Annotated in this window: 12 protein-coding genes; 5 read left to right on the top strand and 7 right to left on the bottom strand. The window is 62.0% G+C overall.

Going from position 1 to position 15,446, the window contains the following annotated elements:
* Position 1 precedes the first annotated feature (1 nt).
* From K328_RS0113535 to K328_RS0113555, 5 genes are read left to right on the top strand one after another with little or no spacing between them, the layout of a single operon-like run.
* Positions 2–1,585, top strand: coding sequence for an ABC transporter substrate-binding protein (locus K328_RS0113535; RefSeq protein ID WP_028466430.1), 1,584 nt, complete (start codon positions 2–4; stop codon positions 1,583–1,585).
* Between the two features lie 27 nt (positions 1,586–1,612).
* Entirely contained in the window at positions 1,613–2,569 is a 957-nt protein-coding gene (locus K328_RS0113540) for an ABC transporter permease (RefSeq protein WP_028466431.1), read from the top strand.
* Positions 2,570–2,582: 13 nt separating this feature from the next.
* Complete coding sequence (locus K328_RS0113545; RefSeq protein ID WP_036554297.1) at positions 2,583–3,410, top strand: ABC transporter permease; 828 nt, start codon at positions 2,583–2,585, stop codon at positions 3,408–3,410.
* On the top strand, positions 3,407–5,071 hold the full coding sequence (locus K328_RS24030; protein WP_036554299.1) for an ABC transporter ATP-binding protein: 1,665 nt from the start codon (positions 3,407–3,409) through the stop codon (positions 5,069–5,071). Before K328_RS0113545 ends, K328_RS24030 begins: the two co-directional genes overlap by 4 nt.
* Before the next feature lie 22 nt (positions 5,072–5,093).
* A complete protein-coding gene (locus tag K328_RS0113555) occupies positions 5,094–7,118 on the top strand; it encodes a CocE/NonD family hydrolase (RefSeq protein WP_028466433.1) in 2,025 nt (674 codons plus the stop codon).
* 12 nt (positions 7,119–7,130) lie between these two features.
* On the opposite strand, the gene K328_RS0113560 is transcribed toward K328_RS0113555, so the two are convergent.
* The 7 genes from K328_RS0113560 to smc form a co-directional block, all read right to left on the bottom strand.
* Complete coding sequence (locus K328_RS0113560) at positions 7,131–8,975, bottom strand: methyl-accepting chemotaxis protein (RefSeq protein WP_028466434.1); 1,845 nt, start codon at positions 8,973–8,975, stop codon at positions 7,131–7,133.
* Between the two features lie 199 nt (positions 8,976–9,174).
* Positions 9,175–9,678, bottom strand: coding sequence for a F0F1 ATP synthase subunit B family protein (locus tag K328_RS0113565; protein WP_028466435.1), 504 nt, complete (start codon positions 9,676–9,678; stop codon positions 9,175–9,177).
* Positions 9,678–10,271, bottom strand: coding sequence for a F0F1 ATP synthase subunit B family protein (locus K328_RS0113570; protein ID WP_084608314.1), 594 nt, complete (start codon positions 10,269–10,271; stop codon positions 9,678–9,680). The genes K328_RS0113565 and K328_RS0113570 overlap by 1 nt, the downstream gene beginning before the upstream one ends.
* Positions 10,272–10,360: 89 nt before the next feature.
* On the bottom strand, positions 10,361–10,585 hold the full coding sequence (locus K328_RS0113575; protein WP_028466437.1) for an ATP synthase subunit C family protein: 225 nt from the start codon (positions 10,583–10,585) through the stop codon (positions 10,361–10,363).
* A 77-nt stretch (positions 10,586–10,662) separates the two neighbouring features.
* Positions 10,663–11,397 (bottom strand): F0F1 ATP synthase subunit A, encoded by a 735-nt coding sequence (locus K328_RS0113580; protein ID WP_028466438.1) that lies wholly within the window; start codon positions 11,395–11,397, stop codon positions 10,663–10,665.
* An 11-nt stretch (positions 11,398–11,408) separates the two neighbouring features.
* The gene (locus tag K328_RS0113585) at positions 11,409–11,726 is read right to left on the bottom strand and encodes an AtpZ/AtpI family protein (RefSeq protein WP_245577540.1); all 318 of its coding nucleotides are present in this window, start codon (positions 11,724–11,726) and stop codon (positions 11,409–11,411) included.
* 235 nt (positions 11,727–11,961) lie between these two features.
* Positions 11,962–15,435, bottom strand: a complete 3,474-nt coding sequence (gene smc / locus K328_RS0113590) for a chromosome segregation protein SMC (RefSeq protein WP_028466440.1) — start codon at positions 15,433–15,435, stop codon at positions 11,962–11,964.
* Between the last annotated feature and the right edge of the window lie 11 nt (positions 15,436–15,446).

Raw genomic sequence — 15,446 nt, forward strand, 5'->3', positions numbered from 1 at the left:
TATGAAATCGGACAACAAGCTCTCGTCAGCGATGAACACTGACGTATCCCGTCGAGGATTTCTCGGCGGCACCGCGGCACTCGGCGTGACTGCAGCGTCTACTTCGGCACTGATGGGAAAAAAGGCCTATGCGGCCAAAAAGGGCGGCCATCTGCGGGCCGGCATCGCACACGGATCGACCACTGACTCGCTCGATCCGGCGACCTACGAAAACGGCTTCTCTCTCGCCCTTGACTACACCCTGTTCAACCATCTCGGCGAAGTCGACCATACCGGCACTGTGAAGCCGGAACTGGCGGAAAGCTGGGAAGCCTCCCCGGATGCCAAAACATGGTCCTTCAAGCTGCGCCAGGGCGTTGAGTTCCACAACGGCAAGACCCTTGAAGCCTCCGATGTGATCGCGTCCATCGAGTACCATATGGGCGAGGACACCAAGTCCGCCGCGAAATCCCTGCTGAAGCAGGTCAAGTCGATGAAGGCAGACGGCAAGAACGAGGTCGTGATCGAGCTCGAAGCCGGCAATGCCGACTTCCCGTATGTGATCAGCGACTACCACATTGCCATCAAACCGGCCAAGGACGGCAAGATCGACCCGACCGAAGGCATCGGCACAGGCCCCTATGCGCTCGAGAACTACGAGCCGGGTGTCCGACTGATGGCCAACAAGAACAAGAACTACTTCAAGTCCGACCGGGGCCATTTCGACCAGGTCGAACTGATCACCATCATCGACCTTGCCGCCCGTCAGAACGCCCTGACCACCGGCGAAATCGACATGATGGACCGGGCCGACCTGAAGACGGTTCACCTTCTGAAACGCCAGAAGGGCATCAACGTCATGGAGACGGTGGGCTACAAGCACTACACCATGCCGATGCGCACCGACACGGCGCCGTTCGACAGCAACGACCTGCGTCTGGCGCTCAAATATTCCCTCGACCGTGAAGAGCTGGTGAAAAAGATCCTGCGCGGCCACGGTGTTGTCGGTAACGACCATCCGATCAGCCCGACCAACCAGTATCATGCCGAAGGCCTCGCCCAGCGCATGTATGATCCGGACAAGGCGAAGTTCCACTTCAAGAAGGCAGGCATGGAAGGCACAACGATCCAGCTTTCCGCCGCAGACGCCGCCTTCCCGGGCGCTGTCGATGCTGCCGTGCTCTACAAGGAGCACGCGGCCAAGGCAGGCATCGATATCGAAGTCGTGCGTGAGCCGAACGACGGCTACTGGTCGAACGTCTGGATGAAAAAGGGCTGGTGCGCCTGCTATTGGGGCGGCCGTCCGACCGAAGACTGGATGTTCACAACGGCTTATGCCGCCGGTGCCGACTGGAACGACACGTTCTGGAAGCACGACCGGTTCAACGAACTGCTCCTCGCCGCCCGTGCCGAGCTCGATAGCGACAAGCGCCGGACCATGTATTACGAGATGCAGGAAATCGTCAGCAACGACGGTGGCGTGGTCGTGCCGATGTTCGCGAACTATGTGTTCGCCGCAACCGACAAAATCCTGCCCTCCGAACAGATGGCCGGTAACTGGGAGCTTGACGGTTCCAAGTTTGCGGAACGGTGGTCCTTCGCCTAAGGGCAGGGGACACCGTAGGTCAGCCCCATGTCACAAATCCTCAAAATGGTTGCCCAGCGCTTTGCGCTGGGCTTCCTGACCCTTTTTATTGTTTCACTCATTATTTTTCTCGGTATCGAGCTGCTTCCCGGCGATATCGCGGAAGAAATTCTCGGCCAGAGCGCCACGCCAGAGACCGTTGCCGCATTCCGCAAGGAGCTCGGTCTCGATGTTCCCGCCCACATACGGTATTTCGACTGGCTCTGGGGCATGCTCCAGGGCGATATGGGCCGCTCCCTCGCCAACAAGCGCGAAATCTCCGAGCTGATCGGCCTGCGTTTCGGTAACACGCTGTTCCTTGCCGTGACCGCTGCCGCGATCTCCGTGCCGCTTGCCCTCACTCTCGGTGTTCTGGCAGCACTGTACCGCCATTCCTTCTACGACCGCGCGGTCAACGTGGTGACGCTGAGCTCCATTTCGTTTCCTGAATTCTTTGTTGCCTATATCCTGATCTTCCTGGTTTCCGTGACCTTCCCGATCTTCCCGTCCATCGCCAATATCAGCGATGCGACGCCGTTCTGGGACAAGGTCTACAAGGTCCTGCTGCCCGCCCTGACCCTCACCCTCGTCGTCGTCGCACACATGATGCGGATGACCCGGGCGGCGATCATCAATCTGCTCGCCAGCCCCTATATCGAGATGGCGAACCTCAAGGGCCTCAGCCGGGCGCGCGTCATCGTCAAGCATGCCCTGCCGAACGCCCTGGCTCCGATCATCAATGTCGTGGTGATCAACCTCGCCTACCTGATTGTCGGCGTGGTCGTGGTCGAGGTGGTGTTCGTCTATCCGGGCCTGGGCCAGCTGATGGTCGACTCGGTCTCCAAGCGCGATCTTCCGGTCGTGCAGGCGTCTGCCATGATCTTTGCCGGCACCTACGTCTTGCTCAACCTGCTCGCGGACATTCTGTCGATCCTGACAAATCCGCGCCTGCTGCATCCGCGATGAGGGAGGAAGTCCAATGAACGCCACCCTCAAACTGCTGGCCAGCGCACCTTGGAGCGCGAAGTTCGGCATCTTCATCATTCTTGGCTACGCCTTCGTCGCCATCTTCGCGCCGGTGCTGACGCCCTATGGCGAAACGGAAATCGTCGGCGCTGAGTTCGAGCTGTGGGGCGACGGGTTCATCCTCGGCACGGACAGCCTGGGCCGGGACATGCTGACCCGGCTGATTTACGGCGCGCGGAACACCATCGGTATCGCCTTCCTGACGACGATACTTGCCTTCCTGCTGGGTTCGGTCACCGGCTTCCTCGCCGCGGCGATCTCGGGCTGGGTCGACCAGCTTCTGTCACGCGTTGTCGACGTCCTGATGGCCATCCCGGCCCTGATCTTCGGCCTTCTCGTCCTGACCATCGTCGGGACCTCGATCACCAACATGGTGCTGGTCATCGCCGTGCTTGAATCGACCCGGGTGTTCCGCCTGGCCCGTGCGGTCGCGATGGGGATTGTGGTCATGGATTATGTCGAGGCGGCCCGGCTGCGCGGCGAAGGCCTGTGGTGGATCATGAGCCGTGAGGTCCTGCCGAATGCCTTGCCGCCGCTGGTAGCGGAGTTCGGCCTGCGGTTCTGCTTCGTATTCCTGTTCATCAGCGCGCTCAGCTTCCTCGGCCTCGGCATCCAGCCGCCGACCGCAGATTGGGGCAGCATGGTCCGTGACAACGCGACCCTCATCACCTTCGGCGACATCACGCCACTGATGCCGGCGGCAGCCATTGCGCTGCTGACCGTTGCGGTGAACTTCGTCGTCGACTGGTTCCTCCACAAGGCAAGCGGATTGAAAGAATGAGCGAGCAGAGCGACCAAGACATCCTCCTTCGCATCCGCGGGCTGCGTATCGAGGGCATGAGCGGCGATAGCTGGCAGGAGATCGTGCACGGGGTCGATCTCGACCTGCGCAAGGGCGAGGTTCTCGGCCTGATCGGCGAGTCCGGTGCCGGCAAATCGACCATTGGCCTCGCCGCCATGGGTTACGCCCGGGACGGCTGCCGCATCACCGGTGGAGAAATTCTGTTCGACGGCATGGATCTGGCCGCGGCAAAGGATTCCGAGAAGCGGCATCTCTGGGGCTCCCGCATTTCCTATGTCGCACAGAGCGCGGCCGCCGCCTTCAACCCGGCACACCGGCTGATCGACCAGTTCACCGAAGCCCCTGTGCAGCATGGCCTTTCGGATAAGGCCACATCGGAAGCTGAAGCCCGCGAGCTGTTCGCCCGGCTGCAATTGCCGGATCCGGACGGGATCGGACAGCGCTATCCGCACCAGGTCTCGGGCGGGCAGTTACAGCGCGCCATGACCGCCATGGCCATGTCCTGCAAACCGGACCTGATTATTTTCGACGAGCCGACCACAGCGCTCGACGTGACCACCCAGATCGAGGTGCTGGCGGCGATCCGCGATGCCGTCGAAGCATTCGGGACTGCCGCCATCTACATCACCCACGATCTCGCCGTCGTCGCACAGATGGCGGACCGGATCATGGTCCTGCGGCATGGAAATCTGGTCGAGGAAGGCGAGACCCGCTCGATGCTGGCGGACCCGAAAGAGACCTATACGCAGAACCTGCTCGCCGTGCGCAGTTTCAAGAGCGCCGAAATGGCCAATCCGGTCGGCGAAGAGCCGTTGCTCAGAGTCGACAACGTCACTGCCGCCTACGGAAAAATCCCGGTGCTGCACGGCGTCTCCGTCGATATCCACAAGAAGCGAACAGTTGCTGTCGTCGGGGAATCGGGCTCCGGCAAAAGTACGCTCGCACGGGTGATCACCGGCCTGCTGCCGGCGGCGAGCGGCGCGGTCAGCTATAACGGCGAGATCCTGCCGCCGAACTACAGGCAACGCTCCAAGGATCAGCTCCGCCGCATGCAGATGATCTACCAGATGCCGGATACCGCGCTGAACCCGCGCCAGCGTATCCGGGATATCATCGGCCGGCCGGTCGCTTTCTATCTCGGGCTGAGCGGCAAGCAGCTGGAAGACCGGGTGCGCGAGTTGCTGTCCCTGATCGAGCTGGAGCCGGACGATTATATCGACCGGCTGTCGACGGAACTTTCGGGTGGCCAGAAGCAGCGGATCTGCATCGCCCGCGCCCTTGCGGCCGAGCCGCAGCTGATCATCTGCGACGAGGTCACCTCCGCGCTCGACCAGCTTGTCGCCGAAGAGATCCTGAAACTGCTGCAACGCCTGCAGGACGAGCTCGATCTGTCCTACATGTTCATCACGCACGATCTTGCGACGGTTCGCGCCATCGCGGACGAGGTCGTGGTGATGCTGCAAGGTGAGGTCGTGGAACACGGCTCGAAGACGGAAATGTTCAAGCCGCCGCATCACGACTATACGGACCTTCTGCTGTCTTCCGTGCCGGAAATGGATCCGGACTGGCTCGACGACCTGCTGGCCGAACGGGCCGAGTTGGCGAAGCAGGGCCGGGTTCTGAAAGCGGCCGACCACTAAACCGAAGGCGCCTGGAGTCTCCATGCAAACTGTCGGACAATTTCCGCATGCGGTGCGGGAAATCGAAAACTGCTGGATTACCCTCAGTGACGGCTGCCGCGTGGCCGCCCGGATCTGGTTGCCGGAAGGCGCCGAGAATGCCCCCGTCCCGGCGATCCTCGAATATCTCCCCTACCGCAAGAGGGACGGAACATCGGCCCGCGATGCGCTGACCCATCCCTATTTCGCCGGCCATGGTTATGCCGCCATCCGCGTCGACATGCGCGGCAACGGCGAGTCCGACGGCATCATGGAAGACGAGTACCTGCCGCAGGAGCAGGACGACGCGCTGGAGGTGATCGACTGGATCACCAGCCAGCCCTGGTGCAGTGGCGCCGTCGGCATGATCGGGATCTCCTGGGGCGGCTTCAACGGATTGCAGGTCGCTTACCACCAGCCCGAGGCCCTGAAGGCCGTCATCACCATCTGCTCCACGGATGACCGCTATGCGGACGACATCCATTACAAGGGCGGGGCGATGCTCAACGAGAATATGGGCTGGTCCTCGACCATGCTGTCATATTCCTCGCGGCCGCCGGACCCGGCGCTGGTTGGCGAGAGCTGGCGCGAGACCTGGTTGAAACGGCTGGAAGCCGAGCCGCTGCTGATCGCAAACTGGCTACACCACCAGACCCGCGATGAATTCTGGAAACACGGATCGGTCTGCGAGGATTATGCCCGCATGACCGTGCCAGTGTTGGCCGTCGGCGGCTGGTCCGACGCCTACAGCAACGCAGTGCCGCGCATGCTGGAAAATCTGCCGGACTTCGTCCGCGGTATTGTCGGCCCCTGGCTGCACAAATATCCGCACTTTGCCGTTCCCGGCCCGGCCATCGGCTTCCTGCAGGAATGCCTGCGCTGGTGGGATCACTGGCTGAAGGGAATCGACCGCGGCGTCGAGCAGGACCCGGCCTTCCGGGTCTATATGCAGGAGTCCGTGCCGCCGAAAGCTGCCTACGAGACCCGCGACGGCCGCTGGCTTGGCGAGCAGAGCTGGCCGAGCCCGAACGTGGAGGCCACGCGCCTTTATCTGCAGGACGGGCGCCTGAAAGAGACATCCGGCGCTTCGGGCGACAATGCCGAAACTCTGATCCGCTCACCGGAGACCGTCGGTCAGGCTGGCGGGGAATACTGCATGATCTGGCTTGGCCCCGAAGGACCGACGGATCAGCGCGTGGACGATGCGGGCTCCGTCTGTTTCGAGACCGCGCCACTGGATGGGCGGATGGAGATTCTCGGCGCTCCAGTGCTCGATCTTGAGATCTCCTCGGACAAACCGGTGGCGCACCTGATCGCCCGGCTGAACGACATCGCACAGGACGGATCGGCGACCCGGATCACCTACGGCGTCCTCAACCTGACGCATAGGGACAGCCACGAACACCCGGAAGCGCTCTCGCCGGGCAAACGCTATCGCGTGTCACTCCGGCTGGACGATATCGCCTATGCCGTGCCTCCGGGGCACAAGGTTCGGGTTTCACTCTCCACGAACTACTGGCCGATGATCTGGCCGGCACCGGAAGCGGCCACGGTAACGCTCTCAGAGGGCATCAGCAGCCTCTCCCTGCCCCTGCGCCCTACGGACGGAACCGACACGCCCTATGAGCCCTTTGCCGAGGCTGAGGCGGCTCCTCAGTTGCAGAAGGATATCCTGCGCCCCGCAACAAACACGCGGACGATCACGACGGATGCCGAGACCGGCAGACAGAAGATCGCGATCTTCGATGATTTCGGGAGCGACCGGATTGTCGAATTGGATCTGACGACTGAGCATGCCGCCCGGGAGACCTATTCAATCCAGCCCGGCGACCCGCTGAGTGCGCGTATGGAGACCCACTGGAGCCAGGGCCTGTCACGCGGCGACTGGAATGTAGCAACGGAGACCTATTGTACGCTGACCGGCGATGCGACCCATTTCCATGTCACCGGACGAATCGAGGCTTATGAGTCGGGCGCGCTGATCTTCGAGAAAGACTTCGAAGAGTCGATCCCCCGGAACATGCTCTGAAGCTCGTGCTCTCTATTCGGCGGGGGCAACCCGGATATCCTGAAAGAAGCTTGAGCTGAGCATCCGGAGACGGCGGCTGAGCGCACTCATGGCATCGGCGGTCGCATCGACCTCCCGTGCCGCGTCCTCGCTCCGCACCGTCGCCTCGGCAAGGCTGGCGATACCGGAATTGACCTCGTTGCTTGCCGCCGCCGCGCCATCGGCACTGCTGGCGATCTCCCGTGTTGCTTCGGTTTGCGCGGTCATGGCGGAAACCGCGTCCTGGGTATTCCGGTCGATCGACGCAACGCTCTCGATCGCCTCGCCAATCGCGCTCACCGCAGCATCGATGACGGAGCGCATTTCCGTGACCTGACGGGAGATTTGCAGAGCCGCATCCTCGGTTTGCCCGGCGAGTGATTTGACCTCACCGGCGACAACCGCAAAACCGCGCCCCATCTCACCGGCCCGGGCCGCCTCAATTGTTGCGTTCATAGCCAGCAGGTTTGTCTGATGGGCAACCGTGCTGATGATATCGGCAAAGCCACCGACTTCACCGGCCAGTGTTGTCAGCTGCCCGACGGTAGCCGTCGTGCTCTCGGCGCGCTGGGACGCCAGAGCGGAAGATTCCGCCGCGGCACGGATAACCAGCCCGAGATCCGATATCGACCGGTCGAGAGAGGCCGCAGCCTCCGACACTCCGCCTGCACCGGCAGCCGCCGTAATTGACGCCGAGCGGGCTTTCTCCGCACTGCCGGCAGCTCCGGAAACCGAGTCCTTCATCGTTCGCGTGACGTCTTCCATCCGCTGCGTCGCCCCGGCGACTTCGGTGAGGATCAGACCGATCTCCTTCTCGAAGGATTTCAGGATCTGCTCCCGGCGGTCGACTTCCTCTGCCTGTGCGTTGTGCGCGGCACTTGTCCGCTCCTGCAGCAAGGCGTTTTCTTTCAGTACCGACTGGAACTGGCCCACACGGCGCGCGATCGTGCCTATCTCGTCCTTGCGTTCAAGATAGGGAACCGTCACCTGCTCCATCGAGGCAACGGCCCGGATCGCTTGCGTCACCCGTTCAAGCGGCCGCGTAACGATGATTCGGCTTGACGCATAGGCCGCCGCAATGGCGAGCAGAGTGCCCACACCGGCCAGGATTGCGAGCAGGGCTCTGGCCTGGCTTTCAAAAACACTCAGTTCGCTCTCTTTCGCCAGGATCTTTTCGTTTTCCTGCACGATCGCGTTGCGGACCTGCTCCGCCGCCAGCGCCTCATCCACCAACTCGCCCTTAACGATTGCCAGACGTTGCTCGAGACTGGCCGTGTTAAAGAGGTCCGCGATTTTCTGATTGGCCGCGTCGGCGGTCACGCCGGGGATCGTCAGCTCGGTCACTGCGTCCGCATATTCACCGCCGTCGAACGCCCCGAATGAGATGGCCGCACCGCCATCCACATCTTCAACAATGAAGTTCGCCGCTTTCTGAAGGTCCCGACGCTGTCTGCGCTTCTTGTAGCGCGCGACGATAGCGTCCCGCCCGGAATGCACGGTCTCAGCAGCACCATTCTCGACAGCCCAGTTCTTCAACTCCGCCGACGGATTCACTTCAAGGCGCTTCGGGATCTCGAAATAGCTCTGCTGCAAGGTCATCACCTGGGCGCGGAGATCCTGGTTCATTGCCCGAAGCAAGGCTGCCCGCTGGTCTTCCCTCTCGGCAACCATCGACACAATGATGTAGATGGCGACGAGCAAGCCGGCGAAAACCAGGACCGTCATCACGGCAGCCGACAGAACCAGTTTCGTGCTGATGCGGGAGCCGAGGCCTGAGGATGGCGCCCGCTGTTCCGTCTCCGAACCGATGTGCTGTTGTTCAAAAACAATGTCCGACATGACTATCTCTTGCGCCCGAATACGGATCATGACGGCGGTATACCGTCATGGACATTTTACGCTTGAGGGTTAGTTCCAGCCGAAACCGAGTGCAAATGACCGTTTGATGTAAAAAACAGCCAATTTCCGGCTGATTTACATAAAAATGACAACAAAAAACCCCGCTGAAGCGGGGTTTTTCGAAACACATGATGTTCGTTTACTGGAGCCGGGCCGGGAGGTCCGCGACCGCGCTCTTGACGATCTTTTCGTTGACCTCGGTGGTCATTTTCTCGGCCAGCAGGTTACCGGTCGCCGCCATGGCCAATTCAACGGCCTGGTTGCGAACATCCTGAAGAGCCTGAGCTTCAGCCCGCGCGATTTTCTCGGCGGCCTGTTCTTCACGGCGCTTCAAGGTTTCGGCCAGATGCTGCTTCGCTTCCTTGCGGATGCGGGCGGCTTCTTCCTTGGCGTGACCGACAATCTCTTCGGCTTCCTTCAGCGCATCGCGCTGCAGGCGCTGATAGTTCGCCAGAGCGGCCTGCGCTTCTTCACGCAGGGCTTCGGCTTCCTTCAGCTGGGCACCGATGGCTGCGGACTTTTCGTCCAGCATGCCGCCAACCTTCGAGACGATCGGCTTGATCGTGGCAACGACGAAGATAATGAAGGCAACCGCGACCCAGCCTGTAGCGCCCAGGCCCAGCAATGTCGGATCATGTTCCATCACTTCGTCTCCATGGCCAGTGCAACCGCCTTCTTGAGGTCGGTCTTGGTGACCTTGACGCCGATGAGCTTGGCAACCGCATCACCTGCAACCTCGCTCACCACGTCTTTGACGTTCGCGAGTGCTTCGGTGCGGGCTTCATCGATCCGGGCTTCGGCTTCCTTGACCTGCTTGGCTGCGACGGCATCGGCTTCCGCCTCTGCTTTCGCATTCTTGCCGGCAGCCTCGTCCTTGGTCTTGCCGATCAGCTTCTGGGCAGATCCACGGGCATCCGCCAGAGCCTTCTCGTAGTTGGCCTGAACCTCTTCAGCATCCGCCTTGAGCTTCCCGGCCTTATCGAGATCTTCAGCAATCCGGCTATGCCGTTCTTCCAGCACATACTCGATGCGCGGGATGGCAACCTTCGACATCGCGATATAGAGCACGATGAACGTAACAAAGAGCCAGAAGATCTGGGTCGGAAACGTGCCGACATCGAGCTGCGGCAAGGTACCGCCGCCGCCACTTTCGCTGGCAGCCATGGCTCCCTTGGCAATAAGCGCAAAAGCGCCAGTGCCACCGAGCACAGCCGAAAATCTGAGCAAGCGCTTCATACCGCTGTCCAATTCCGTTCCAGTATTCTCATTTAAACCGGAGAGAGCCGGACCGCACATGCGGCCGGCGGCTCTCACTCGAACCGGTCTTACGAGAACAGGATCAGGAACGCGATCAGCAGCGCGAAGAGCGCCACGGCTTCGGTCAGGGCGAAGCCCAGAATGCCGATGCCGAAGACTTCGCTACGCGCCGCCGGGTTGCGGGCGATGGAAGCAACGAGGGTGGAGAAGATATTTCCGATACCAACGCCAACACCCATGAGGGCAATAACAGCGATACCGGCGCCAATCATCTTCGCGGCTTCAACGTCCATGTTCAAATCCTTCCTTTGGATCAGGTAGTGCACATATCAGGCCGGAGATCCGGCCCGGTTTCTGGTTCCCTCAGGCCTCAATGCAGATGGATCGCATCATGCAGGTAGAGGCAGGTGAGAATGGTGAAAACATAGGCCTGGAGCACCGCCACCAGGATTTCGAAGGCGGTCAGTGCCACAATCAGGGCAAGGGGCGCAACCCCAAAGACGCCGAGTGCGACGACAAAGCCGCCAAACACCTTCAGCATCGTGTGACCGGCCATCATGTTCGCGAACAGACGAACAGAGAGGCTGACCGGACGAACAAAATAGGAAATCACCTCAATCGGGATCAACAGCGGCGCCATGTAGACAGGCGCGCCGGACGGGAAGAAAAAGGTGAAGAATTTCAGGCCATGACGGGCCAGTGCAATCAGCGTAACGCCGATGAACACAACAAAAGCCATGGCGAAAGTGACGATGATCTGGCTGGTCGGCGTGTAATGGATTTCCGGAATCGGAACCATACCGAACAGGTTACTGAACAGGATGAACATGAAGAGCGAGAAGATGAAGGGGAAGTACTTGCGTCCTTCGCTGCCGACATTCTCTTTCACCATGTTGGCGACGAACTCATAGGAGAGCTCCGCCATCAGCTGCCAACGCCCCGGAACCAGCTTCCGCCCGCTCATCGACACGGTCAGAAACGCGACGATCCCAACAATCGCCACGACCATCATGGCCGCGGAATTGGTAAAGGAGAGATCGACTCCGCCGACCTCGATCTGGGGGCCGTAAGATTTCAGCTCAAACTGTGCGACCGGTGATGCCACGCTTCGTTCCCCTATTCGCCGCCGGCCCGATCATCGGGCCGATTATCTGTCGAGGACCGGCGGTAACCCATCTGCAAACCTTCTCCAGTCGCAGCGCGGTAGACATTCATCATGCCGCCGGCAGCGCCCAGAAAGAAGAACAGTATGAGCAGCCAGGGACCGGTCCCAAGCCATCTGTCCAAGAGGTATCCGATACCGGCACCAACACCGACTCCGGCAACCAGTTCAACCCCGATCCGCATTGCCATTCCGAGACCCTCGGAAGCCATGGCACCGCGACCGCCCTTCGGACCGCTCTCATTTTTATCCTCGCCACGTGCTCGCCTCAATCTGGTGTCCAGATCGTCGAGTGAGGGAGGATCGCTAGGCTTATCACCTGTCATGGAGCGAGCCCGATTGGCCGAAGCCAGTTGATGTACCCCACCTCCGCCAGCCAAGGCCCGCGAAAGCGCCGCAAACATACGGAGGGGTCCTTTCGCTGTCAAGGCGGAAGCCGCACTGCGAAAATACGTCTAACATATTGATTTAGATGTATTTTTAGAAAGGCGCGTGCAATGCGGCTCTCTAAACGACGTCGCGAAGCTCCACCGCGCCCGCCAAATCGACCGAAACAAGCTGGCTGACGCCCCTCTCGGCCATGGTCACGCCGAACAGACGGTCCATCCGTGCCATGGTCAGGCGATGGTGGGTAATGACCAGAAAGCGGGTGCCCGTGGTCTTGCTGATTTCCTGCAACAGCGTGCAGAAGCGGTCGACGTTCGTATCGTCCAGCGGCGCATCGACCTCGTCGAGCACGCAGATCGGCGACGGATTGGTCAGAAACGCGGCGAAAACCAGCGCCACCGCGGTCAGGGCCTGCTCCCCACCGGACAACAGCGACATGACCTGCATCTTCTTGCCCGGCGGGCTGGCCATGATTTCCAAGCCGGCATCCAGCGGATCGTCATCCTCGACCATCTTCAAATGCGCCTGGCCACCACCGAACAGCCGGCTGAACAGATCCTTGAAATGCGCATTCACCCGTTCGAAGGATTCGAGCAACCGCTCCCTTCCCTCACGGTTCAGGGTCTGGATCGCGCCGCGCAGCCGGGAGATCGCCTGGATCAGATCGTCCCGCTCACTCTCCATGCCGGCGATTCTCTGCTCCAGCTCCGCGACTTCCTGCTCCGCCCGCAGGTTCACAGCCCCGATCCGCTCCCGCTCCCGGGTGAGCCTCTCCAGCCGGTTGCTTACCTCCTCCGCATCCGGCAACGGGCCGTCGGGATCGATCCCGGCTTTCGCCAGGATCTCGTCCGGGCGGCATTTCAGACGCTCGACGATCCTCTCACGCAGGGCATTGGTCGCCTGGTTGACCTGCTCCAGCGCGCCTTCGGCCCGGATATGCGTCTCGCGCGCCTCCGCCAGCTCCCGTTCCGCCTGACGCGCCACTTCATCGGCTGTTCGCTGGCGCGTCTCGGCTTCGCTCAGCACGTCCGACGCCTGCTTACGCTTGGCCTCCGACTGGGTGATCTGATCGATCAGAGCCTTGCGCTGGGTCTCGATTTCCGCCGGGCGCGCTTCCAGCCGGGCGATATCCGTCCGTTCCGCGATCTGCCGCTCAGTCAGCTCTTCCTTACGCGACGCGGCCCGTTCGTTCCGGTCCGACCAGGAGCGGAGCTCGCCATCGATGGCGGACAACCGGGTCCGCCGGACTTCCGCCTCCCGTACCAAACTATCGTGGGCGCTTCGGGCTTCCGCCAGTGCGTTGCGCTTGTCCGCCAGCTCCTGCCGAAGCGCGGCGCTCTCGGCCCGCAGGGTCGCGACATCATCAAGCTCGACCTCTGCCGCCTCGGCGGACACAAGCTGGCCCTCGGCCTCCTCGATCTCGCCCTCGTACCGCACCTTGGTATCGTCGATGGCGGAGAGCTTCGAATCGATCTCAGCGAGCAAAGCCGCCAGCTTTGAGCGCCGGGTCCGCGCCGTTTCACTTTCGCTGAAGGCCGAGCGCATCGCTTCGCGCGCCGCCTTTTCAGCATCCGCGGCTTCCCGCTGCGAGGTTCGGGCCGCGTCGAATCGCTCGCTCGCCTCCGCCCGGCCCGTCTCCACCGACGCGATTTCAGACCGCAGGGCGCCCAACCGGTTCCGCTGCTGAAGCCGGATCGCGGCACTGCTCGGCGCCCCGGGAGCGACAACAAAGCCGTCCCAGCGGCATAGCCCGCCATCCTGGCTGACGAGACGCTGGCCGTCCCTCAGAGCGGGTTGCAGCGCCTGCGCAGTCTCGAAGTCCGCGACCACGCCGGTTGCCGCAAGACGGCGCGCCAGAGCGGCCGGTCCTTGCACACGCGTTGCCAGGGGCTCGACACTGTCCGGCAGGGAGCTTCCGGAATCAGCTCCGGACTTTCCGCTCCAGTAGCGCACATGATCGCCGCCCGATTCGGACAGCGGTGCGGTCAGATCGTCGCCGAGCGCGGCACCGAGCGCGGTCTCATAGCCCGGCTCGGCAGAAACGGAATCGAGAATCGGCGCCGCATCACCATCTTCGCCGTCACCGGACAGCAATTGTTCGAGTGCACCGGCCTCCGCCGTCAGCTTCGCCAATCCGGCTTCAACTTGTTGCAAGGCCTCGCGGGCAGCACCCTCAGCTTCCGATGCGGCCTCCCGGGCAGCTTCAGAGCCGTCAGCGGCCGAACGCGCCGCTTCAAGCGCGGCCTCAGCCTCCGTTACGGCCAGCTCCGCCGCCTCGACTTCTCCCGGACCGGCCGCCGATTCCTGCAACCGCTTCCGATTATCCTCAAGCCCTGCAATCTGCCGCGTGAGTCGCTCTATCTGCTCCCGCGCCATCCGGGCCTGGCGTTGCAGGCTGGCCCGCCGCGCCTCGGTCGTCGCGATATGTTCCGTCATCCCGGAAAGCTTAACTTCCAGCGCATCGGCGGCACGGTTGATCTCGGCGAGCACCTCGCTGGCCTCGGCCTGCGCTTCAGCCTCGCCCTCGCGAGCCATGGCAATCTCGGCATGTTCGGCCTTCAGCCGTTCCAGCGCCTCTTCCGCATCGGCGGACAACAACTGCTCACGCTCCAGATCGTCGGCGATCTGACGCAGGCGCAGTTCCGCCTCGCTCTTCGCGGTGACGATGCGACGTTCTTCATTGTCGAGTTCGGCCCGCGCGAGGGTCAGGCGCTGCAATTCGGCCGCCGCCTTTGCCTCATCCTCGCGCAGCGACGGCAGACTGGCCGCTGTCTCGGTCTGGATGGTGCTCGCCTCAGCCGCCTTGCGGGTCGCCGCCGCCACAGCGTCACCCGCTTCGGCCACCGCCTTCCCGGCGACAGCGCGCTCTTCCCTGGTCGCTTCCCAGCGCCGGTGCAGTAGCACCGATTCGGCCGAGCGCATCTGCTCGGCGACAGTGCGGTAACGCTGAGCCTGCTTTGCCTGCTGACGCAGCCCGTGCAACTGGCCTTCCAGCGCTTTCAGGACATCCTCAAGCCGTTCGAGATTGGTTTCCGCCGCCCGCAGACGCAGCTCAGCTTCGCGCCGACGCGCGTAAAGGCCGCGGATATTCGCCGCCTCTTCCAGCAGGATGCGGCGTTCCGACGGTTTCGCGTTGATGATGGCGCCGATCCGGCCCTGGCTGACCAGCCCGGCGGAGCGGGCGCCGGTACCGGCATCGGCGAAGAGAAGCTGCACATCGCGGGCCCGCACTTCCCGGCCATTGACCCGGTAGGCGGAGCCCTTGTTGCGTTCGATGCGCCGGATCACTTCCAGCTCCGGCGCATCGTTGAGGGCGGCGGGAGCCTTGCGGTCCTCGTTATTCACCAACAGGCCGACTTCGGCGAGATTGCGCGCCGGGCGGCCAGTCGTGCCGCCAAATATAACGTCATCCATCTCCCCGCCGCGCATCTGCTTGGCAGAGGTCTCTCCCATCACCCATCTTAGAGCTTCGACGAGATTCGACTTGCCGCAGCCGTTCGGCCCGACAACTCCCGTCATGCCCTCCTCGATCAACAGTTCGGTCGGATCGACAAAGGACTTGAAGCCTGAAAGACGTAGCTTAGAAAGATGCAACCGTTAGACGC

This window comes from Nisaea denitrificans DSM 18348, assembly GCF_000426505.1.
Classification (GTDB): Bacteria; Pseudomonadota; Alphaproteobacteria; order Thalassobaculales; family Thalassobaculaceae; genus Nisaea; species Nisaea denitrificans.